The organism is Streptomyces apricus, from assembly GCF_008369065.1.
In the GTDB taxonomy this organism is placed as follows: Bacteria; Actinomycetota; Actinomycetes; order Streptomycetales; family Streptomycetaceae; genus Streptomyces; species Streptomyces apricus.
The window spans coordinates 21,097-43,250 of sequence record NZ_VDFC01000005.1 but is presented as its reverse complement, the minus strand read 5'-3'; the positions used below and the strand labels follow the sequence as shown (position 1 = coordinate 43,250).

Sequence of the window (22,154 nt, the reverse complement as noted above, 5' to 3'; positions counted from 1 at the left end):
CCCCACTCCCTCCCACTCCTCCGGCCGCGCCTCAAGAAACGTGCTGGCCGTCATCAGCATCTGGTCGACGTACAGCCCGGCGAGCATCAGCAGGTCGTCGTCACTCCAGCCCGCCGACTCCGGCTGCCGCGCCAGCTCGGCCCGCACCTCTTCGGTGAACCGGTCCATCTGCTCCGCGATGGCGGCCCGTACCGCCTGCACGCCGCCGTTGCGCTCACGGGCGACGAACCGGACGTGCGCCGGATACGCGCGCACATGACGGGCGATCAGCGCGACCGCACGCTCCACGCGTTCCCCGCTGTCGCCCGCCTCGGACACCGTGCCGGAGATCATCGGGTGCAGACCTCCCAGCGCCTCCTCCACCAGCGCGACACCGAGGTCCGCGATCGAGGGGAAGTGCCGGTAGAAGGCGGTCGGGGCGACACCGACGGCCCGGGTGACCTCGCGCAGACCCAGACTGCTGAGGCTCTGCTCCTCCAGCAGCTCCAGCGCGGCGTCCAGGAAGGCCTGCCGGGTCCGCTGCTTCTGCGCCTGCCGGACGCCGGAACTGTGACTCATGCCATGCAGTCAACAACTGTTCTCCGGAATGAGAAAGTCGTCGATCACGTTAGACTGGGTAGTCAGTGAACAACTGTTACGACAAGCGTTCACCGAATCCCACGAGAGGCATCCCATGCTCTTCCTCGTCGCAGCGCTCCTGCTGCTGGGCGTCGTGCTGGGCACCGTGGCCCACGCACCGCTCTCCTTCACCGTCATCGCCGCCGTGGTCATCGGCGTCTGGCTGACCGTGTTCGCGATCCGCGAGCGCCACGGCCGCCGCCGCGGGCCCGCCACCGACTAGGCGTCACCTACTGCGGCCCGCCCGGATCCGCCCCGACCCGTCCGCGTACGACTGCCCGATGGGAGCAGACACATGGAACTCACCACCAGCACCAGCACCAGTGCCAATACCACCCCTGCCGCGGCGCGGCGCCGGAACGCCGCCCGTGACGCCGACGGCATGGCCGTCGCGTCGTTCGTCCTGGGCCTCGTCGGCCTGCTCGCCCTGAACGTCGTCCTCGGCCCCCTCTCCGTCGTCCTGGCCTCGGCAGCCCTCCTGCGGGGCACCACCCGCCGCGGACGCGCCTTCCTGGGCCTCGGCCTGGGCGTCGCCGACCTGCTGGTCCTGCTCGCCTTCATGTCCGCGGACAACACCCTGTCCTGGAGCTTCTGAGCCCGGCGCCGGCTCCGGAGCGCACCCGTACGGCCCCCGCCCGATCGGGCCACCCGGGGGCGGGCCCTAGAATCGGGCACACCATGGCATACCTCGACCACGCCGCGACCACGCCCATGCTTCCGGAGGCGGTCGAGGCGATGACCGCCCAGTTCGCCGTCACCGGCAACGCCTCCTCCCTGCACGCCGCCGGCCGCCGCGCCCGCCGGACGGTCGAGGAGTCCCGGGAGACCCTGGCGGACGCCCTCGGGGCCCGTCCCAGCGAGGTGGTCTTCACCTCCGGCGGCACCGAGGCCGACAACCTCGCGGTGAAGGGCCTGTACTGGTCCCGCCGTGACGCGGGCCCCGACCGCACCCGGATCCTGGCCAGCCCCGTCGAGCACCACGCCGTCCTCGACGCCGTCGACTGGCTCGGCGAGCACGAGGGCGCCACGGTCGAGTACCTCCCGGTCGACCGCTACGGCCGCGTCCGTCCCGAGGCCCTGCGCGAGGCCATCGAGCGCAACCCCCACGACGTCGCCCTCGTGACCGTCATGTGGGCGAACAACGAGATCGGCACGATCATGCCGATCCGCGAACTCGCGAACGTGACGGCGGAGTTCGGCATCCCGCTGCACGCCGACGCCGTCCAGGCCTTCGGGCAGGTCCCCGTCGACTTCGGCGCCTCGGGACTGGCCGCGATGACCGTCTCGGGCCACAAGATCGGCGGCCCGTACGGCATCGGCGCACTGCTGCTCGGGCGTGCGTACAGCCCGGTGCCCGTCCTGCACGGCGGGGGACAGGAGCGGCACGTGCGCTCCGGCACGCTGGACGTGCCCGCCGTCGCCGCGTTCGCCGCGGCCGGGCGCATCGCGGCCGAGCGGCGGGAGTGGTTCGCCCGCGAGATCGGCGGGCTGCGCGACGACCTGGTCGACGCGGTGCGCACGGCGGTGCCCGACGTGATCCTGGGCGGCGACCCGGCGCGGGGGGGCCGCCTCCCCGCGAACGCCCACTTCACGTTCCCGGGCTGCGAGGGCGACTCGCTGCTCCTGCTGCTCGACGCGCAGGGCATCGAGTGCTCCACGGGCTCCGCGTGCACGGCCGGCGTGGCCCAGCCCAGCCACGTCCTGCTGGCCACCGGCACCGACCCGGACCTGGCCCGCGGCACCCTGCGCTTCTCCCTCGGCCACACCTCGACACAGGCGGACGTGGTGGCGGTCGCCAAGGCGATCGGCCCGGCGGTGGAACGGGCCCGGACGGCCGGACTCACCTAGGGACGGGTTCTCCCGGTTGCGCCGTGGTGGCGCGCGGTGGCGAACGCGCGCCGTGGTGAAGGGGATCGGCGCGGTGACGGAGCGCGGTCGCGCCGCCGGGGCGAGCCGAAATACGCTCCCCGGTCCGGGTGACGAGGAGGGCTGAAAACCCTTGCTACTGCGACCGTTGGCGTCGGCGGACCGGWCCGGTCCGGGCGCGAACGGGGGAGCGGCATGGCGCGCGCCGACAGGCGGTTCCGTATGGTCACCCACAGGTCCGCGGGGGCGTTCATAGCCTTCGCCCTGGTCCTCGGCTGCATGTCGGGTCTCGCGTGCGCGGCGCGCGCGGTGGCCGGTGAGGCGGCCGGGTACGTGGCCGAGAACGCCTTCTTCACCGGCGGTCTCGGGGACGACGCCGAGCTGAGGAAGGGCCGTACGGAGAAGGGCGGGTCGCGCAAGGGCGACGAACCGGGCCTGTACGGGGGCAGCCGGGACCTGGACGTCTGCGACACGCAGCTGCTGCTGGAGTTCCTGCTGAACGCGGCCAACGTCAGGAAGAAGACGGCCTGGGCCAAGGCCCTCGGCATCAGCGCCCGGAACAAGAAGGTGCGGCAGTTCGTCGGCTCCCTCACCGAGGTGCTCCTCGCCGGTGACACCCTCGTGGCCAACCACGGTTACCGCAAGGGCAGGGCGAACCGCTACGACGCCGTCCTGGAGGCGGGCACCGCCGTCCTCGTCGACCTCTTCGGCGTGCCGCGGGTGAAGTGCAACTGCGGCAACCCGCTGGCCGTCAGCGGCCAGGATCCCGGCGACGTGGACGTCGAGTTCAAGAACCGGGACAAGGGCAACAGGAAGTGGCACGTCCGCAAGGACCGCGTCGTACGGGTCGAGAAGGCCGACGAGAAGCAGAAGAGCCTGGTCGTGGTGGACGTGGACGACCCCGACCAGCAGATCCCGCTCCCGTTGCCCACGGACCCGGACACGAAGGGTCCGGACAAGAAGTCGGTCACGGTACCGGCGGTCAGGGGCATGACCGAGAGCGAGGCGACGGAGGCGCTGACCGGTCTGGGCCTCACCGTGGAGACCGAGCGCGTCGATGTCCCCGAGGTGGGGACCGGACTGGCCACCGGCACCGATCCGGCGGACGGCACGACGGTGCCCGCCGGTTCCACGGTGACCCTGATGGTCTCCGGCACGGCGACGGAGGGCCTGGTGGACGTGCCCTCCGTGATCGGCATGCCCCAGGAGGAGGCGGAACAGCTGATCTACGAAGCCGGTCTGCAACCCGCCGTGGCCCTCCAGGGCGCCTCCGCCGACCAGGTGGGCCTCGTCATCGACCAGGACCCGGAGGGCGGCCAGGTGGAGCCCGGCAGCACGGTGAGCCTGACGGTGGGCGAGGAGACCACCACCACGACGGACGGGGGCGTCGACGGGGGAACGGACGAAGGGGCGGACGGCGGCACGGACGCCGGTGCGGACGGAGGCGCGGATGCCGGTACAGATGCCGGTACGGATGCCGGAGCCGACGCCGGTACGGACACAGGGGCGGCCGTTCCGTGAGCCGGCTGTTCCGCGAGCCGGCCGGCCTACGCGCCGGCCGTGCGGGTGGGCCCGGCGGTCGGCGTCGGGGAGGCCGCCCGCTCCGCGGCCTCGCGGACCAGCGGTATGTACCGCTTCCAGTCCCAGTGCGGACCCGGGTCGGTGTGGTCGGTCCCCGGCACCTCGACGTGGCCGATGATGTGCTCCCGGTCGACGGGGATGTCGTACCGGGCGCAGATCCGGGCCGTCAGACGGGCCGACGCCTCGTACATCGCGTCCGTGAAGTCCTCGGGCCGGTCGACGAACCCCTCGTGCTCGATGCCGACGCTGCGTTCGTTGAAGTCGCGGTTGCCCGCGTGGAAGGCCACGTCCAGCTCGCGGATCATCTGCGTGATGCGGCCGTCCTGACCCACGATGTAGTGCGCGGCGGCGCCGTGGCCCGGATCCTGGAAGACCTTCACCGCGCTCCTGAAGCTGCCCTGCGTGACATGGATGATCACGCGGTCTATGCCGAAGTCGTCCGGCCGGTCCGCCCGCCGCCAGTTCGCCGAGGACGCCGCCACCCAGTCCGCGCCGCGGAAGTCGACCTCGCCCTCCTTGCGCGGCTTCTCCACACCCGGTGTGCGCCACCACAGCCGGCCCAGCTCGTCCCGGGCCAGCACGGCGGTGCCCACGGCGGCCGCGGCCCCGCCGATGAGCAGCGCACGGCGCCCGATGCGCCGGTCGGAGTCGCCGCCGGGCCCGCCGGAGTCGTTCGTCGTCTCCCCCATGTGATCGTCAACGGATACTCGCGGGCTGCGGTTCCCGGCGACCCGTACCCTTGAGGAGTTATGACTGAGACCTCGCAGCGCCCCCGCCCCCTCCGCGTCCTGGCCGCCATGTCCGGCGGCGTGGACTCCGCCGTCGCCGCCGCCCGTGCCGCGGAAGCCGGGCACGACGTGACCGGTGTGCACCTCGCCCTCTCGGCGAACCCGCAGTCGTTCCGTACGGGCGCGCGGGGCTGTTGCACCATCGAGGACTCGCGCGACGCCCGCCGGGCCGCGGACGTCATCGGCATCCCGTTCTACGTGTGGGACCTCGCCGAGCGCTTCCGCGAGGACGTGGTGGACGACTTCGTGGCCGAGTACGAGGCGGGCCGCACCCCGAACCCGTGCCTGCGCTGCAACGAGAAGATCAAGTTCGCGGCCCTGCTGGACAAGGCCCTCGCCCTCGGCTTCGACGCGGTCTGCACGGGCCACTACGCGAAGGTCCTGGTGAACGAGGACGGCACGCGCGAGCTGCACCGCGCCTCCGACATGGCGAAGGACCAGTCGTACGTCCTGGGGGTCCTGGACGACCGCCAGCTGGCCCACGCCCTCTTCCCCCTCGGCGACACGCTCACCACCAAGGACGAGATCCGGGCGGAGGCCGAGCGCCGGGGCCTGGCCGTGGCCAAGAAGCCGGACTCGCACGACATCTGCTTCATCGCCGACGGCGACACGCAGGGCTTCCTGGCGAAGCGTCTCGGCAAGGCGGAGGGCGACATCGTCGACGAGTCCGGCGCGGTCGTCGGCAGCCACGAGGGGGCGTACGGCTTCACGATCGGCCAGCGCAAGGGCCTGCGCATCGGCACCCCGGCGCCCGACGGCAAGCCGCGCTACGTCCTGGACATCTCGCCGGTGAACAACACGGTGACGGTGGGCCCGGTGGCCGCGCTGGACGTCTCGGCCCTCACGGCCGTCAAGCCCCGCTGGTGCGGCACGGCCCCGACGGGCCCCGGCACGTACACGGCCCAGCTGCGCGCCCACGGCGGCGAGACGGAGGTCCGCGCCGAACTGCTGGACGGCACCCTGGAGGTCACGTTCACCGAGCCGGTGCGCGGAGTGGCCCCCGGCCAGGCGATCGTCCTCTACGACGGCACCCGCGTGGTCGGCTCGGCGACGATCGCGACGACGCAGCGGGTCACGGCGCCGGCCTGAGACTCCGCAGACTCTGCACGAGCGCGCGCAACGCGGCCCGGTCGACCATGACCACGTCGACCGGGCGGTCGCTCTCGCGGAGGACCACGGCGCAGGGACCGGTGGTGTCACTCCGCGGTGACGGTCTCCACCTCGTAGAAGCAGAAGTGGTCCTTGATCTCGGCCACCTCCGGCTTCGGGTCCGGGTACGCCCAGACCAGGTCCGAGGCGTCCGGGAGCGACCAGTAGGACGCGTCGCCCTTGAACGGGCAGTGGGTGGAGGTGTCCGACGGGGTCAGCAGGTCCACGTGGACGTCCTCCGGCGGGAGGTAGTAGCGCGGCGGGAGACCCGTCTCGCGCAGCACCAGCGGACGCGTGCTGTCCGCGAGCACCTGGCCGTTGTGCACCGCCCTGACGTGCTCGGTGCCCTGCTCGACGGTGATGCGATGGCCCTTGGTCACAGTCCCACTCCTCGGTGGCGGTCGTGCGGCGGTCGCGGGGATGCGGCCGCGTCCTGGACAGGTACAGCGTCCGGTGGCGTCGTGTTCTTCCCTCTGCCGGCATGCGGAGGAAGACCCGTAAATTGAGCCCATGAACATCTGCGTCTTCCTCTCCGCCGCCGAACTCGACGAGCGCTACACCCGGCCCGCCCGCGAGTTCGCCGAACTGCTCGGCAAGGGCGGGCACACGCTCGTGTGGGGCGGCTCCGACGTCGGGCTCATGAAGGTCGTCGCCGACGGCGTGCGGGAGGCGGGCGGACGGCTGGTGGGCGTCTCCGTGGAGTTCCTCGGCGCCAGGGCGCGCAAGGACGCGGACGAGATGGTCGTCGCGCGGGACCTCGCGGAGCGCAAGGCGCTGCTCCTGCAGAAGGCCGACGCCGTCGTCATCATGGTCGGCGGCACCGGCACCCTCGACGAGGCCACCGAGATCCTGGAGCTGAAGAAGCACGGGCACACCCAGAAGCCCGTCGTCCTGCTCAACACCGCCGGCTTCTACGACGGCCTCAAGGAGCAGTTCCTGCGCATGGAGGCCGAGGGATTCCTGCCCGTGCCCCTCACCGACCTGGTGTTCTTCGCCGAGGAGGCCGTGGGGGCGCTCGCCTACCTGGAGGAGAGCCGCGGCACGCAGTGAGCGGGGGAGCGGCAGCGCGGGCGGGCGTACCCAGGTCCGGCTGAGTACATGCGCTCATGACCGGGCGGGTGGCGCGCGGCGAGTATCGGTGCAGCGGCGCACACGAGGGGCGCCGGCCGTCCCAGCCGAGTCAGTTGTGGAGAACCCCATGTCCCGTCGTATCGCCCTGTCCGTCGCCGCCGGTGTCGTCCTGCTCGGCGGGGCCGGTGCGTTCGCCCTCGCCCACGCCGGGGAGCAGCCCCCGGCGCTGGCGGACGGCGCCGCCCGCTACACCGCTCCCGACGGCGGCCGCGACGGCTCGCTGACGTTCGCCACCGACGTCACGGCGTCCTCCGGGGTGAAGAGCGTGAAGGTCCTCGCGTGGCCGCAGGACTCCTCCTTCGCCGAGAAGGGGCTGACGGAGAAGGACATGGTCGCGGCGGAGTCCGCCGTCTGCAAGCCGTCGGGTGAGGACACCGCGCGCTGCACCTACACCGTCGCGGTCACCGGCGACGACGCCGCATCGTCCCCGCGCGGCGCCTGGCACGTCGCCGTCCTGGCCACCGACGGGAACGGCGCCACGACCCTGGACACCGAGGCGGCCGGCTTCACCGTCCGCTGACCCGCCCGGCAGGCACGGGAGGCGCGGCAGGAGTGAGCCCCGCCTCCTGCGCCCCGCCCCGCCCTGCCGTCGGGGCGCACGCGCCGATGCTGCGAGCATGGTCCGCATGGCTACTCATGTGATCACCGGAGCCGGCTCCGGCATCGGCGCGGCCGTCGCCCGCCGCCTCCACGCGCGCGGGGACGACCTCGTGCTGCACGCGCGCGACGCGGGCCGCGCGAAGGAACTGGCCGCCGAGTTCCCCGGCGCCCGGACCCTCGTCGGCGACCTCGCCGAACCGGACCGGCTGTCCTGGGCGTTCTCCCACCAGACGCTGCCCGACCGCGTCGACTCGCTGCTGCACGTCGCCGGGGTCATCGACCTAGGGCGGGTCGGCGACCTGACCCCCAAGACGTGGCGCCACCAGCTCGACGTGAACCTCATCTCGCCCGCCGAGCTGACCCGCCACTTCCTGCCCCAACTGCGGCTCGCGCAGGGGCACGTGGTCTTCGTCAACTCCGGTTCCGGGCTCAGGGCCGGCCACGAGTGGTCCGCGTACGCGGCCTCCAAGCACGGGCTGAAGGCGCTCGCCGACGCCCTGCGCCACGAGGAGCACGAGAACGGCGTCCGCGTCACCTCCGTCTACCCCGGCCGCACCGCGAGCCCCATGCAGGTCAAGGTGCACCAGCAGGAGGGCAAGGAGTACGACCCGGCGCAGTGGATCGACCCCGAGTCCGTCGCGACGACCATCCTCATGGCGCTGGACCTGCCCAGGGACGCCGAGGTCAACGACCTGACGGTCCGTCCGGGACGCTGACCGGCCGCCGCGCGGCGGGGCCCCTCCCGCGGGGCCCGGCGAGAGGAGCCCCCCGGGTTCCGTAGGCTTCCCGGGTGAGCGAAAACAGCGAGTTCAGGCCCGGCCCCGCCACCGGTGTCGGATCGATGCCGGGCGGGGACGCCCGGGAGGCCGCCAAGTCCGTGACCGGGACCTTCGAGGGCCCGGAGACGGGCATGCCGTACCTGGCGGAACTGCCCGCCCGCGGCCCCGGCGCGGACATGATCGGCCGCACCGCCGGGATGCTCGTCGAGCTCTACGCGCGCGTGGAGCCCAGCGGCTGGCGGCTGGGGGACCGGCCGGGCCGCGACACCAAGCGGGCCAGGTCCTGGCTCGGCGAGGACCTGGACGCCCTGGAGGAGTTCACCCAGGGGTACGAAGGGCCGCTGAAGGTGCAGGCGGTGGGGCCCTGGACGCTCGCGGCCGCCCTGGAGCTGCGCAACGGCGAGGTGGCGCTCTCCGACGCCGGAGCCTGCCGCGACCTCACCGGCTCGCTCGCCGAGGGCCTGCGCGCGCACCTCGCCGAGGTACGCCGCCGGGTCCCCGGCGCCGAGGTCGTGCTGCAGCTCGACGAACCCTCCCTCACCGCCGTCCTGCGCGGTCAGGTGCGCTCCGCCAGCGGCTACCGCACCCACCGGGCCGTGGACCGCCAGGTCGTCGAGGCCGGCCTGCGGGACGTCCTCGGCGTGCAGGAGGGCGGCCCGTCCGTCGTGCACTCGTGCGCCCCCGACGTGCCGTTCGCGCTGCTGCGCAGGGCCGGGGCGGCCGCCGTCTCCTTCGACTTCGCGCTCCTCACGGAACGTGACGACGACACGATCGGGGAAGCGGTCGAAGGCGGAACGAAGCTCTTCGCGGGTGTCGTGCCGGGGACGGACGGCCCGTTGTCGGACCCTGCCGGTAGCGTCATGGGTGTCAGGACGCTGTGGCGCAGGCTGGGGCTGAGTCCGGGGCTTCTCGCGGACGCGGTCACGCTCACCCCGTCGTGCGGGCTCGCGGGCGCCTCCCCCGAGTACGCGCGCAGGGCGCTCGCCCACTGCGTCCGGGCGGCAAGATCACTCGCGGACAACCCAGAGTAGTCACAGTAACGGGAGGACGACACGGTGGCCGGCGACAAGGACGCACAGACCCCTTCGGCTGCGGACGCGGAAGCCACTGCGGCCGCGGCCGCGGGGCCCGCGCCCAGCGAGGCACGGGAGAAGCACGCGCAGCTCGCTGAGCAGATCGAGGAGCACCGCTTCCGGTACTACGTGAAGGACGCGCCGGTCGTCAGCGACGCGGAGTTCGACAAACTCCTGCGGGCCCTGGAGGCCCTGGAGCAGGAGTACCCCGAGCTGCGCACCCCGGACTCGCCGACCCAGAAGGTGGCGGGGGCGTACGCGACGGAATTCACGGCCGTCCAGCACCGGGAGCGCATGCTCTCCCTGGACAACGCCTTCGACGACGAGGAATTGAGCGCCTGGGCCGACCGCCTCGCCAAGGAGGTCGGCACGTCGGCGTACCACTTCCTGTGCGAGCTGAAGGTCGACGGGCTCGCGGTCAACCTCACGTACGAGCACGGGCGGCTCACGCGCGCGGCGACCCGCGGCGACGGCCGCACGGGAGAGGACATCACCCCCAACGTCCGTACGATCGCGGAGATCCCGGACCGGCTGCGCGGCGAGCGCGTCCCCGACCTCGTGGAGATCCGCGGCGAGGTCTACTTCCCGATGAGCAAGTTCGAGGAGCTCAACGCCCGCCTGGTGGAGGCCGGCGACAAGCCCTTCGCCAACCCCCGCAACGCGGCCGCGGGTTCACTGCGCCAGAAGGACCCCCGCGTCACGGCGACCCGCCCGCTGCACATGGTGGTGCACGGCATCGGCGCGCGCGAGGGCTTCGACATCGACTGCCTCTCGCACGCCTACGAGCTGCTGCGCGAGTGGGGCCTGCCGACGACCCCCTACGGCAAGGTCGTCGACGACATGGACGGCGTCCGGGAGTACATCGCGTACTACGGCGAGCACCGCCACTCCGTGGAACATGAGATCGACGGCGTCGTCGTCAAGCTCGACGAGATCCCCCTCCAGGGCCGCCTCGGCTCGACCTCCCGCGCCCCCCGCTGGGCGATCGCGTGGAAGTACGCGCCCGAGGAGGTCAACACCAAGCTCGTCGACATCACGGTGAACGTGGGGCGCACCGGCCGCGTCACCCCGTTCGCCCAGGTGGAGCCGGTCACGGTGGCGGGCTCCGAGGTCGAGTTCGCGACGCTGCACAACCAGGACGTGGTCAAGGCCAAGGGCGTCCTCATCGGCGACACCGTGGTGCTGCGCAAGGCCGGGGACGTCATCCCGGAGATCCTCGGGCCGGTCGCCGACCTGCGGGACGGCAGCGAGCGGGAGTTCGTGATGCCCGGCGAGTGCCCCGAGTGCGGCACACCGCTGGCGCCCGCCAAGGAGGGCGACATCGACCTGCGCTGCCCGAACAGCGCCACCTGCCCGGCCCAGTTGCGCGAGCGCCTCTTCTACCTCGCAGGCCGCAAGTGCCTGGACATCGAGAACTTCGGCTACGTGGCCGCCGCGGCGCTCACCAAACCGCTGGAGCCGGCGGAGCCGCCCCTGCGCAACGAGGGCGACCTCTTCGACCTCACCATCGAGCAGTTGCTGCCCATCCGGGCGTACGTCCTGGACCAGGACAGCGGGTTGCCCAAGCGGGACCCGGAGACCGGCGAGGAGAAGGTCGCGACCGTCTTCGCCAACCAGGAGGGCGCGCCCAGGAAGAACGCCCTCGCGATGCTGGAGAACATCGCGGCGGCCAAGGAGCGTCCGCTGGCGCGCATCCTGACCGGTCTGTCCATCCGGCATGTCGGTCCGGTCGCCGCCGAGGCGCTCGCGCGCGAGTTCCGGTCCATCGACCGCATCCAGGAGGCCACCGAGGAGGAGCTGCAGGCGGTCGACGGCGTCGGCGGCACCGTCGCGACCTCCCTCAAGGAGTGGTTCGCGGTGGAGTGGCACCAGGAGATCCTGCGCAAGTGGAAGGCCGCCGGCGTCCGCATGGAGGACGAGGGCTCCGGCGAGGACGAGGGACCCCGCCCGCTCGCGGGCCTGACCGTCGTGGTCACCGGCACGCTGGAACGTCACACCCGCGACGGAGCGAAAGAGGCACTCCAGAGCCGGGGTGCGAAAGTGGCCGGTTCCGTCTCGAAGAAGACGTCTTTCGTGGTCGTGGGTGACAACCCCGGATCGAAGTACGACAAGGCGATGCAACTCAAAGTGCCGGTTCTGAACGAGGACGGTTTCGCCGTTCTGCTCGAACAGGGACCGGAAGCGGCGGCCGAGGCGGCACTTCCGGTCGAGGAGTAGCGGTTGAAGACCACCCGTTCGGCGCATACCAGATGCATACGGGTGCCCGGGTCGCATTCGGGCAACCGCGGACGACGGCTGCCCGTAGAGGCCTTCTGCGGCCTACTGTTGAGATGTGCGCCTGCCGTGCCCAGCTGCGGCCGGGGCATCCCCCTGCTCTTCGAGAGCCGGGGGAAGGGTCTTAGGACGCGGTGCCGGTGACGGAGCAGGGCTTTCCTGCGCCTGCGGCCGGGCATCGGGCCGCGTGGCGTGGGCACCGCCGGCTGTGAGAGGGACGGGAATGGAACCGACCGAGAGCGCCGCCCCGGACTCACGGCTGCGCCCGCGCTGGATGACCGGTGTACGGCGGTGGGGGCACCCCTTGCTGGAGCGAAGCCGGCAGGTCGGGGCGAACCTCGGCATCACCGGGTCGGCGCGGCGGCCGGACGGCCCCGGACGGACGCCCGGACAGGCGGCGGAACGGACGGCAGGGCAGTCGGCGGGACGAACGGCGGGACAGCGTGTCGCGGTGGACGGGCGCGGTCCCGGCCCCTCCTCCGCCGTCGCCGCCGCCCACCCGCACCACGCCTCCCAGACGGCGGGCCAGGAGCCCGACCACCGGCCGTCGTGGCCCACGCTGCCCGCGGCGGTCGTCACGGCCGCCGCCCTCGTGCTGGGCGCCGGGTTCTACCGCGCCTTCACCGGCCACCACGCGCTCTTCCCGTCCGGTTCCGCGGGCTGGGCGCTGGCCGTCCTGGTCGGCGTCATCGTCGGCCACCTCGTCGCCCTCGGCCGCTCCCGCTGGTGGGGCGGCACGGGCTCCGGCGCGGCCCTCACCCTCGCCGTCCTGCTGCTGTACGGATGGGTGCCGGCCGGGATGGTCAGCCTCACCGTCGTCGTGCTGGTCGGCATAGCCAGGCGCCACCGCTGGCGGCAGGGCATCCTGCACGGCGCGGTGGACATCCTCGGCATCGGCGCCGGTGCCCTGGTGCTGGCCGTGTTCGGCCGGGCGCCCTCCGTGGAGACGCCCTGGAAGCCGGAGACCTGGACCGTCTACGCCGTACCGCAGGTGGTGTTGGTGGCCGGGGCGTATCTCGCCGTGAGCCGCGCGCTCCTCTGGTACCTCCACGCGCCCCGCAGGGGCGGACTGCCGACCGTGGCCAGGACGGCCCTGGTCAGACACGGTCTGGTCGCCGTGGCACTGCTCGGCATCGCCCCCCTGGTGTGCGTCGTCGCGATCGCCCTGCCCGCGCTCCTGCCGCTCTTCGCCGTCCCGCTCATCGCGCTCGACTCCACGCTCTGGATAGCGCGCGCCCGGGCCGAGGAGCAACTGCGGGACCCCCTCACCGGACTGCCCAACCGCCAGTGGCTCCTCGAACGGACCTGGCGGGCGCTGGACGACGCCGAGCGGATCGGTGCGCGTTCGGCTCTGATGCTGATCGACCTGGACCGTTTCCGGTCGGTGAACGACACCCTCGGACACCTCGCGGGGGACCGGCTGCTGCTGCAGATAGCGGACCGGCTGCGGGTCGCCCTGCCCCGCGGCGCGGAGGCCGCGCGGCTCGGCGGGGACGAGTTCGCCGTCCTGCTGCCCGTCGTCGACTCGACCACCTCCGCGACACGGGTGGCCCGCAACCTCGTGACCGCGCTCGGGTCCCCGCTCGACCTCGACGGACTGACGCTCGTGCTGGAGGCCAGCGCCGGGCTCGCCGTCTTCCCCGACCACGCGCTGGACGCGGAGGGGCTGCTGCGGCGGGCCGACGTCGCGATGTACCAGGCGAAGCGGGACCGCACGGGCGTCGAGGTCTACGAGTCCAAGCGGGACTCCAACACCCCCGACCGGCTCGGACTGCTCGGGGACCTGCGGCGGGCGCTGGACGCGGGGGACGTCGAGCTGCACTACCAGCCGAAGGTGCGCTTCGACGGGCAGGTCGCCGGTCTGGAGGCGCTCGTGCGGTGGGTGCACCCCGAGCGCGGCAAGGTGCCGCCGGACGAGTTCATAGCCATCGCCGAGTCCTCCGGCCTCATGCCCCACCTCACCGAGTACGTGCTGGAGACGGCACTCGCCCAGGTCGCCCGCTGGCGGGCCCAGGGACTGCGCGTACCGGTCGCCGTCAACGTCTCGCCCCGGGACGTGCACACCCCCGGGTTCGCGGGCTCGGTGGCCGCGCGGCTCGCCCGGCACGGGGTGCCCGCCGGATCGCTCCAGCTGGAGATCACGGAGCACGTGCTCCTGGAGGACCCGCAGCGGGCCGCGGACACCCTGGAGGGGCTGACCGGGCACGGCGTGAAGATGTCCCTCGACGACTTCGGGACCGGGTACTCCTCGCTGGTGCACCTGCGGCGGCTGCCGGTCAGCGAGCTGAAGATCGACCGGTCGTTCGTGGCGCGGCTGGTCGTGGACACCGAGGACGCGGAGATCGTGCGGTGCACAGTCGACCTCGCCCACTCGCTGGGGCTGCTGGTCGTGGCCGAGGGCGTCGAGGACGACGAGACGTGGGAGCGGTTGCGCGACCTCGGGTGCGACGCGGTGCAGGGGTGGCTGGTGGCCGCCGCGATGCCTCCGGAGGAGGCCACGGCGTGGTTGCTGGCGCGGGGGCCTGCGGCGGCTGGGGAGGAGTAAAGATTTTTTCCCGCCCGCACCGCCCGTGACGGGTACCTCGGCGGGKGGGCGTTTCCCGTGGGGGCGGACCGCCGTCGGCGCCCGTCCGGCCGTCGTGCGGCCGGACATCCGCCGCCCCTCCCGCGGGTACCGGGAAACCGATGCACGGGGAAGTTCGTGTGCCCCATAGGATTGGGGCACACCACACGCACTCACCCCTGAGGATCGCTGCATGGCTGGCATCACGCGCGAGGAGGTCGCCCACCTCGCCCGACTGGCGCGTCTGGAGCTGAAAAGCGAAGAGCTCGACCACTTCGCCGGGCAGCTCGACGACATCATCGGCGCGGTCGCCCGCGTCAGCGAGGTCGCCGACCAAGACGTACCGCCGACCTCCCACCCGCTGCCGCTGACGAACGTCATGCGCGCGGACGAGGTCCGTCCGTCGCTCACCCCCGAGCAGGCGCTCTCCGGCGCCCCGGCCCAGGAGCAGCAGCGTTTCAAGGTGCCGCAGATCCTGGGGGAGGACTAATCACCATGACGGACAGCACGATCGACCACGTGAAGAACGCCGACATCATCAAGCTCACCGCCGCCGAGATCGCCGCCGCGATCGCCGCCGGCGAGCTCACCGCCGTCGAGGTCACCGAGGCCCACCTCGCGCGCATCGGCGCCGTCGACGAGAAGGTGCACGCCTTCCTGCACGTCGACCGCGAAGGGGCGCTCGCCCAGGCCCGCGCCGTCGACGAGAAGCGGGAGCGGGGCGAGAAGCTCGGCCCGCTGGCCGGCGTACCGCTCGCGCTCAAGGACATCTTCACCACCGAGGGCATCCCGACCACGGTCGGCTCCAAGATGCTCGAAGGCTGGATCCCGCCCTACGACGCCACGGTCACCAAGCGCCTGAAGGACGCCGACGTCGTCATCCTCGGCAAGACCAACATGGACGAGTTCGCCATGGGGTCCAGCACCGAGAACAGCGCGTACGGGGTCACCGGCAACCCCTGGGACCTGACGCGCATCCCCGGCGGCTCCGGCGGCGGCTCGTCCGCGGCCATCGCCTCCTACCAGGCGCCCCTCGCCATCGGCACGGACACCGGCGGCTCCATCCGCCAGCCCGCCGCCGTCACCGGCACGGTCGGCGTCAAGCCCACCTACGGCGCGGTGTCGCGCTACGGCATGGTGGCCTTCTCGTCCTCCCTCGACCAGGGCGGCCCCTGCGCCCGCACGGTCCTGGACGCGGCCCTGCTGCACGAGGTCATCGCCGGCCACGACCCGCTGGACTCGACCTCCGTCGACGAGCCGGTCCCGGCCGTCGTCGAGGCCGCCCGCAACGGCAGCGTGCAGGGCATGCGCGTCGGTGTCGTCAAGCAGTTCCGCGGCGAGGGCTACCAGGCCGGCGTCGTGCAGCGCTTCGACGAGTCGGTCGAGCTGCTCAAGGAGCTGGGCGCCGAGATCGTCGAGCTGGACTGCCCGTCCTTCGACCTCGCCCTGTCGGCGTACTACCTGATCGCCCCGTCCGAGTGTTCGAGCAACCTCGCCCGCTTCGACGGCCTGCGCTACGGCCTGCGCGTCGGCGACGACGGCACGCACTCCGCCGAGGAGGTCACCGCCCTCACCCGTGAGGCGGGCTTCGGCGACGAGGTCAAGCGCCGCATCATGCTCGGCACGTACGCCCTCAGCTCCGGCTACTACGACGCGTACTACGGCAGCGCCCAGAAGGTCCGCACGCTCATCACGCGGGACTTCGAGAAGGCGTTCGAGCAGGTCGACGTGATCGTCTCCCCGACGACCCCGACCACCGCCTTCCCGATCGGCGAGCGCGCCGACGACCCGATGGCGATGTACCTCGCGGACCTGTGCACCATCCCGACCAACCTCGCGGGCAACGCCGCGATGTCGCTGCCCTGCGGCCTCGCCCCCGAGGACAACCTGCCCGTCGGCCTGCAGATCATCGCGCCGGCCCTCAAGGACGACCGCCTGTACAAGGTGGGAGCCGCCGTCGAGGCCGCGTTCGTGGAACGCTGGGGTCACCCGCTGATCGAGGAGGCTCCGTCGCTGTGAGTGCCATGGCCAAGAAGGCAAGCAACTTCAAGAAGTCGAAGACCGGGCTGTACGTGTCGCTCGGCAGTACCGCGTTCGGCATGATCAGCGTCGCCAAGCAGGCCAAGCTGGCCCGCAGCGACGGCGACACGCTGAGGCTCGTCGACGCCGCCGTATCCGCCGCCGCCATCGTCACCGGCCTCGCCATCCTCTACCGGGAGCTCAAGCGCCTGGGCGACGAAGACGTCCTGCTGGGCTGAGAGGGAAAGTTTCACCGTGACTGCCACGACTGACCTGGTGTCGTACGAGGACGCGCTGGCGTCGTACGACCCCGTCATGGGCCTTGAGGTCCATGTCGAACTCGGTACCAGGACCAAGATGTTCTGCGGGTGCTCCACCGCACTGGGCGCCGAGCCCAACTCGCAGACCTGCCCGACCTGTCTGGGCATGCCGGGCGCCCTGCCGGTCGTCAACGCGATCGGCGTCGAGTCCGCCGTCAAGATCGGCCTCGCGCTGCACTGCGAGATCGCCGAATGGTGCCGCTTCGCCCGGAAGAACTACTTCTACCCGGACATGCCGAAGAACTTCCAGACCTCCCAGTACGACGAGCCGATCGCCTTCGACGGCTACCTCGACGTGCAGCTGGAGGACGGCGAGGTCTTCCGCGTGGAGATCGAGCGCGCCCACATGGAGGAGGACACCGGCAAGTCGCTGCACGTCGGTGGCGCGACGGGCCGCATCCACGGCGCCTCGCACTCCCTGCTGGACTACAACCGCGCCGGCATCCCGCTCATCGAGATCGTCACCAAGCCGATCGAGGGCGCCGGCGAGCGCGCCCCCGAGGTCGCCCGGGCGTACGTCGCCGAGCTGCGCGAGCTCATCAGGGCGCTCGGTGTCTCCGAGGCCCGGATGGAGCAGGGCCAGATGCGCTGCGACGTGAACCTGTCGCTGCGCCCGCACGGCCGGGAGAAGTTCGGCACGCGCAGCGAGACGAAGAACGTCAACTCGCTGCGCTCCGTCGAGCGCGCCGCCCGCTTCGAGATCCAGCGGCACGCCGCCGTGCTGAACGAGGGCGGCACGATCATCCAGGAGACCCGCCACTTCCACGAGGACACGGGCTCCACGACCTCGGGCCGCGTGAAGGAGGAGGCCGAGGACTACCGGTACTTCCCGGAGCCCGACCTGGTGCCGGTCGCCCCGCCCCGCGCCTGGGTCGAGGAGCTGCGCGCGGAGCTGCCCGAGCTGCCGCTCTCCCGCCGCAACCGGCTGCGCGAGGAGTGGGGCGTGAGCGCCCACGACATGCAGTCGATGCTCAACGCCGGGGCCATCGACCTCATCGTCGCCACGATCGCGGCGGGCGCCGACGCGACGTCCGCCCGCAAGTGGTGGATGGGCGAGCTGGCGCGCACGGCCAACGAGACGGGGACGTCCCTGGACGCCCTGCCCATCACGCCCGAGCAGGTCGCCCGGGTGACCGCCCTGGTCGCCGAGGGCTCCCTCAACGACAAGCTGGCCCGTCAGGTCATCGAGGGCGTCGTCAAGGGCGAGGGCACGCCGGACGAGGTCGTGGAGAAGCGCGGCCTGAAGGTCGTCTCGGACGAGGGCGCGCTGACGGCCGCCGTCGACGAGGCCATCGCCGGGAACCCGGGCGTCGCGGACAAGATCCGCGGCGGCAAGGTGGCGGCGGTCGGTGCGCTGGTGGGCGCCGTCATGAAGGCCACGCGGGGGCAGGCGGATGCGGCGCGGGTCAAGGAGCTGATCCTGGAGAAGCTCGGCGTCGAGGGCTAGCCCTCGGTCTTTTCTGCCCCGAGGGGGCGGTCACCTGTTGTCAGGTGGCCGCCCCCTCGGTGTTGCGTGGGCCGCCCCGGTCGTGTGTCGGGTGCGGGCCGGTGGGGGCTGGTCGCGCAGTTCCCCGCGCCCCTTAAAAACGAAAAGACTGCGCCGTTCCCCGCGCCCCTAAAGGGGCGCGCCCCCTAAAGAACCCTTCCGGCTCGGCGCGTCTGCGGGGTGGGGGCGGGGCGACAGAGTTCATTGGATTGTCGTGTGAACAAACTCGCACTTGTGTGAGTAAGCCCACGAATGAGGCCGACGATCACTTTCCACTGGAAGAGTGACAACAGATCGGTCATGCGTTCTTTGCGGGCAGTTCCCGATAAAGATCCACAAAACATCCAGGGAGCTCGTCCGTGGCAGCTCTAGCACGGTGGTGCGTCCGGCACCGCCTCGTGGTCCTCCTGCTCTGGCTCCTCGCCCTCGGCGGGACCGCCGCCGCAGCCTCCGTCGCCGGGTCGGCGTACTCGAACGACTACCAGGTGCCGGGCACCGAGTCGGGCCGGGCCGCCGAGCTCCTCCAGGACAACTTCCCCGGCCTCGGCGGGGACAGCGACACCGTCGTCTGGCACTCCGCCGTCGACCCGGTCCGCGCCGCCGACATCGAGCAGACCATGACCCGGGCCCTCGACACGATCGCCGACCTGCCCGGGGTCGCCTCGGTCGTCAGCCCCTACGAGGGCCACGCCGCGGGCCGGATCAGCGAGGACGGGCGTACCGCCTACGCCACCGTCACCTTCGACGAACCCGTGGAGCGCATCGACCGGGACGAGGCCGCGGCGGTCGTCTCCGCGGCGAAGGCCGCCGAGGCCGACGGGCTCCGGGTCGAGCTGGGCGGACAGGCCGTCGCCCTCACCGAGTCCTCCGGCGGGCACCTCGCGGAGGTCGTCGGCGTGGCCGTCGCCGCGGTCGTCCTCTTCCTCGCCTTCGGCTCCCTCGCCGCCTCCCTGCTGCCCATCGCCACGGCCCTGGTGAGCGTCGGCACCGCGTACGCCGGCATCGTGCTCCTCGGGCACCTGATGACCGTCGCCGACTTCGCGCCCATGCTCGGCATGCTGATCGGGCTCGGTGTCGGCATCGACTACGCGCTGTTCATAGTGACCAGGCACCGCCGCGGCCTGAAACGGGGCCTGACGGTCGAGGAGGCCGCGCGGAACGCGGTCGCCACCACCGGGCGCGCGGTCGTCTTCGCGGGCGCCACCGTCTGCATCGCGCTGCTCGGCATGCTCATCCTGCGGCTCGGCTTCCTCAACGGCGTCGCCATCGCCGCCTCGCTGACCGTGGTCCTGACGGTCGCGGCCTCCGTGACCCTGCTGCCCGCCCTGCTCTCCTTCATCGGCACGCGCGCGCTCAGCCGCCGCGAACGCCGCCGGCTGGCCGAACACGGCCCCCAGCCGGAGGTGCCCACCGGGTTCGCCGCCCGCTGGTCCGCGTTCGTCGAACGCCGGCCCAAGCTCCTCGGCGCCGCCGCCCTCGCCGTCATGGCGCTGCTCGCGGTGCCCATGTTCTCGCTGCACCTGGGCACCTCCGACCAGGGCAACAACCCGGAATCGGCCACGACCCGGCAGGCGTACGACCTGCTCGCGGACGGGTTCGGACCCGGTCTGAACGGGCCGCTGACCCTCGTCACCCCCGTCACCGGCGCCCAGGACCGGCTCGCCCTGGACAACCTCGACGCCACGCTCCGGGCGACCGAGGGCGTGCGGGCCGCGACCCCGGTGACGTACGACAGCGACGGGGACACCGCCCACCTCACCGTCGTACCGGATTCCTCGCCGCAGTCCCAGCGGACCAGCGAACTCGTCGACCGGCTGCGCGAGGAGGTGCTGCCGCGGGCCGGGAACGGCACCGCGCTCGACCTGAAGGTCGGCGGGATCACGGCCGGGTACGACGACTTCGCCGACGTCATCGTCGGCAAGCTGCCCCTCTTCGTGGGCGTGGTGATCGGCCTCGGCTGCGTCCTGCTGCTGCTCGCCTTCCGGTCCGTCGGCATCCCGCTGAAGGCCGCCGCGATGAACGTCGCGGCCGTCGCCGCCGCCTTCGGGGTCGTCGTCGCGATCTTCCAGTGGGGCTGGGGCGGCGAACTGCTGGGCCTGGGCCGGGCCGGCCCGATCGAGCCCTTCCTCCCCGTGATCATGGTCTCCGTGCTCTTCGGGCTCTCCATGGACTACCAGGTGTTCCTGGTCAGCCGCATGTACGAGGAGTGGCTGGAGACCGGCGACAACCGCCGGGCGGTGCGCGTGGGCCTCGCCGAGACCAGCCGCGTGATCAACTCTGCCGCCGTGATCATGATCGCGGTCTTCCTGGCCTTCGTGCTCAGCGGCGACCGCGTCATCGCGATGTTCGGCGTGGCCCTGGCCGCCGCCGTGGCGCTCGACGCGTTCGTGCTGCGCACGCTCCTGGTGCCCGCCCTCATGCACCTGCTGGGCGGCGCCAACTGGTGGCTGCCGGGCTGGCTCGACCGGCGCCTGCCGCGCCTGAGCATCGAGCCGCCGGAAATCCGTACCACCGGCGCCGACGGGCGTGCGAGGATCCCCGGAGCGCGGGAGGACGCGCTCCCGGACGGGACGGTGACGGTGAAGGAGCGGCGGCCGGATGTACGCGACACCCCTGGGTGACGACGGCGCGGAACTGCGGCCCCTGGAGCCGTGGCACGCGGAGGAGTTCCTCGCCCACCTCGACCGCGGACGCGACTTCGTCCAGCGGTACATCCCCTTCGGGTCGCGGGCCACGGACACCGCCTCCGCACGCGAACTGCTCCAGTCGTACGCCGACAAGAAGGCCGCCGACGCGGGCAGCCTGCACGGGGTGTGGCTGGAGGGCCGGCTCGTCGGCGGCGTGCTCTTCCGGACCTTCGACGCCGAGCACGGCACCTGCGAGGTCGGCTGCTGGCTGGAGCCCGCGGCGACGGGCCGCGGGCTGATCACGCGCGCCGTCCGCGTCCTCGTCGACTGGGCGGTCGACGAGCGCGGCATCCAGCGCGTCGAATGGCGCGCGGCCACCGCCAACGAGCCCAGCCTGAACGTGGCGCGGCGGCTCGGCATGAGCCGCGAGGGCGTCCTGCGGGAGAACTGGCCCCACCGGGGCGTACGGCAGGACACGGAGGTCTGGTCGGTGCTCGCGCGGGAGTGGCGTGCCCTGCGCCACACGTAGGGATCCCGGTTTCTTCAAGAAATTCTCAGACAGCGTCCGTACGGTGCGGAGCATGGGAACCAAGGCAGAGAACGAAGCCGGGATCGAGACCGGCACCGGGGCACGGCGCGACGACGAGGCCGTGGACCTGGTCAAGGACGACCGGACGTCCGCGATCGGCGAGGTCGAGGAGGCCGGGACGGGCGAGGCGGACGAGGAGGTCCGGGGCGACACCGGGGAAGACGCGGATGCCGAGGCGGGCGAGCCGGCCACGGCCGCGGCCGGCACCGGTGTCGGTCTCGGCGCGGCCGCCGTGGTGTCCGCCGCACTGGGCGTCGTCTCGCTGACGGGCAGCTGGATCGGCACGGTCGCCCAGGCCCGCGACTCGCTGTACGGCCAGCTGGAGACCGTGCAGGGCGCGCCCGTGGCCACCCAGGTCAAGCAGGTGTACGCCGACTCCTGGAACGCCAACGCACTGGTCGCGGGCGTGTTCGCGCTCGTCGCGCTGATCGTCGGCGTCGTGGTGCTGGTGCGGCCCGCGTTCGGCGACCCGGACCGCCTCCCCGCCCAGTCCCCGTGGGTCAAGTCCGTCGCCTGGGCGGGCGTCGCGCTCGGCGTCGTCGGCCTGCTGCTGGCCGTCCTGAAGTACACCGACGTCCTGCTCGGCATGCCCAGCACCTGAGCATCTCCGGGAGGAGACCGCACGTCCTGAGGGGCCTTAGTCCCGCCGTGAGTCACCCGCGGCGGGACTAAGGCCCCTCACGCGTCCAAG

The 22,154-nt window shown here is 72.3% G+C and carries 21 protein-coding genes; 18 read left to right on the top strand and 3 right to left on the bottom strand.

The features are described 5' to 3' along the window. Positions 1 to 558 (bottom strand): TetR family transcriptional regulator (locus tag FGF04_RS02235; RefSeq protein WP_149509522.1); only part of this gene is annotated, 558 nt, incomplete at its 3' end. Positions 559 to 673: 115 nt separating this feature from the next. On the opposite strand from FGF04_RS02235, the gene FGF04_RS02230 reads away from it, so the two are divergent. The 4 genes from FGF04_RS02230 to FGF04_RS02215 all read left to right on the top strand — a co-directional run bounded on the left by FGF04_RS02230 (position 674) and on the right by FGF04_RS02215 (position 4,005). Continuing rightward, complete coding sequence (locus FGF04_RS02230; protein WP_149509481.1) at positions 674 to 841, top strand: hypothetical protein; 168 nt, start codon at positions 674 to 676, stop codon at positions 839 to 841. 72 nt (positions 842 to 913) lie between these two features. Next, positions 914 to 1,213 carry a DUF4190 domain-containing protein gene (locus FGF04_RS02225; protein WP_408055580.1) on the top strand — a complete coding sequence of 100 codons (300 nt, stop codon included), beginning with the start codon at positions 914 to 916 and terminating at the stop codon, positions 1,211 to 1,213. Between the two features lie 83 nt (positions 1,214 to 1,296). Next, complete coding sequence (locus FGF04_RS02220; RefSeq protein WP_149509480.1) at positions 1,297 to 2,466, top strand: cysteine desulfurase family protein; 1,170 nt, start codon at positions 1,297 to 1,299, stop codon at positions 2,464 to 2,466. A gap of 240 nt (positions 2,467 to 2,706) precedes the next feature. After that, positions 2,707 to 4,005, top strand: coding sequence for a DUF6777 domain-containing protein (locus FGF04_RS02215; protein WP_188113926.1), 1,299 nt, complete (start codon positions 2,707 to 2,709; stop codon positions 4,003 to 4,005). Between the two features lie 26 nt (positions 4,006 to 4,031). On the opposite strand, the gene FGF04_RS02210 is transcribed toward FGF04_RS02215, so the two are convergent. Next, complete coding sequence (locus tag FGF04_RS02210) at positions 4,032 to 4,754, bottom strand: N-acetylmuramoyl-L-alanine amidase (protein ID WP_149509478.1); 723 nt, start codon at positions 4,752 to 4,754, stop codon at positions 4,032 to 4,034. Between the two features lie 60 nt (positions 4,755 to 4,814). On the opposite strand from FGF04_RS02210, the gene mnmA reads away from it, so the two are divergent. After that, positions 4,815 to 5,942, top strand: a complete 1,128-nt coding sequence (gene mnmA / locus FGF04_RS02205) for a tRNA 2-thiouridine(34) synthase MnmA (RefSeq protein ID WP_149509477.1) — start codon at positions 4,815 to 4,817, stop codon at positions 5,940 to 5,942. 107 nt (positions 5,943 to 6,049) lie between these two features. Here mnmA and FGF04_RS02200 read toward each other — a convergent pair whose 3' ends face one another. Next, positions 6,050 to 6,382 (bottom strand): DUF427 domain-containing protein, encoded by a 333-nt coding sequence (locus tag FGF04_RS02200; RefSeq protein ID WP_235882138.1) that lies wholly within the window; start codon positions 6,380 to 6,382, stop codon positions 6,050 to 6,052. A gap of 130 nt (positions 6,383 to 6,512) precedes the next feature. Between FGF04_RS02200 and FGF04_RS02195 the strand changes: the two genes are divergently transcribed. From FGF04_RS02195 to FGF04_RS02135, 13 genes are all read left to right on the top strand, one after another. Then, on the top strand, positions 6,513 to 7,052 hold the full coding sequence (locus FGF04_RS02195; RefSeq protein WP_149509475.1) for an LOG family protein: 540 nt from the start codon (positions 6,513 to 6,515) through the stop codon (positions 7,050 to 7,052). Positions 7,053 to 7,200: 148 nt separating this feature from the next. Then, positions 7,201 to 7,653, top strand: a complete 453-nt coding sequence (locus FGF04_RS02190; protein ID WP_149509474.1) for a DUF5707 domain-containing protein — start codon at positions 7,201 to 7,203, stop codon at positions 7,651 to 7,653. A gap of 106 nt (positions 7,654 to 7,759) precedes the next feature. Further along, entirely contained in the window at positions 7,760 to 8,449 is a 690-nt protein-coding gene (locus tag FGF04_RS02185) for an SDR family oxidoreductase (protein ID WP_149509473.1), read from the top strand. Positions 8,450 to 8,523: 74 nt separating this feature from the next. Next, positions 8,524 to 9,543 (top strand): methionine synthase, encoded by a 1,020-nt coding sequence (locus FGF04_RS02180; RefSeq protein ID WP_149509472.1) that lies wholly within the window; start codon positions 8,524 to 8,526, stop codon positions 9,541 to 9,543. Positions 9,544 to 9,567: 24 nt separating this feature from the next. Continuing rightward, positions 9,568 to 11,802 (top strand): NAD-dependent DNA ligase LigA, encoded by a 2,235-nt coding sequence (gene ligA / locus FGF04_RS02175; RefSeq protein ID WP_149509471.1) that lies wholly within the window; start codon positions 9,568 to 9,570, stop codon positions 11,800 to 11,802. A gap of 280 nt (positions 11,803 to 12,082) precedes the next feature. After that, entirely contained in the window at positions 12,083 to 14,404 is a 2,322-nt protein-coding gene (locus FGF04_RS02170; protein ID WP_149509470.1) for a putative bifunctional diguanylate cyclase/phosphodiesterase, read from the top strand. A gap of 211 nt (positions 14,405 to 14,615) precedes the next feature. Further along, positions 14,616 to 14,912 (top strand): Asp-tRNA(Asn)/Glu-tRNA(Gln) amidotransferase subunit GatC, encoded by a 297-nt coding sequence (gatC, locus tag FGF04_RS02165; RefSeq protein WP_149509469.1) that lies wholly within the window; start codon positions 14,616 to 14,618, stop codon positions 14,910 to 14,912. Positions 14,913 to 14,917: 5 nt separating this feature from the next. Beyond that, entirely contained in the window at positions 14,918 to 16,441 is a 1,524-nt protein-coding gene (gene gatA, locus FGF04_RS02160) for an Asp-tRNA(Asn)/Glu-tRNA(Gln) amidotransferase subunit GatA (protein ID WP_149509468.1), read from the top strand. A gap of 5 nt (positions 16,442 to 16,446) precedes the next feature. Beyond that, positions 16,447 to 16,680, top strand: a complete 234-nt coding sequence (locus FGF04_RS02155) for a hypothetical protein (protein WP_188113925.1) — start codon at positions 16,447 to 16,449, stop codon at positions 16,678 to 16,680. Positions 16,681 to 16,696: 16 nt separating this feature from the next. Then, on the top strand, positions 16,697 to 18,208 hold the full coding sequence (gatB, locus tag FGF04_RS02150) for an Asp-tRNA(Asn)/Glu-tRNA(Gln) amidotransferase subunit GatB (protein WP_149509466.1): 1,512 nt from the start codon (positions 16,697 to 16,699) through the stop codon (positions 18,206 to 18,208). 398 nt (positions 18,209 to 18,606) lie between these two features. Beyond that, positions 18,607 to 20,868, top strand: a complete 2,262-nt coding sequence (locus FGF04_RS02145; protein WP_149509465.1) for an MMPL family transporter — start codon at positions 18,607 to 18,609, stop codon at positions 20,866 to 20,868. Then, positions 20,846 to 21,403, top strand: coding sequence for a GNAT family N-acetyltransferase (locus tag FGF04_RS02140; protein ID WP_149509464.1), 558 nt, complete (start codon positions 20,846 to 20,848; stop codon positions 21,401 to 21,403). Before FGF04_RS02145 ends, FGF04_RS02140 begins: the two co-directional genes overlap by 23 nt. A 52-nt stretch (positions 21,404 to 21,455) precedes the next feature. Beyond that, positions 21,456 to 22,064, top strand: a complete 609-nt coding sequence (locus tag FGF04_RS02135) for a hypothetical protein (protein WP_149509463.1) — start codon at positions 21,456 to 21,458, stop codon at positions 22,062 to 22,064. Positions 22,065 to 22,154: the final 90 nt, after the last annotated feature.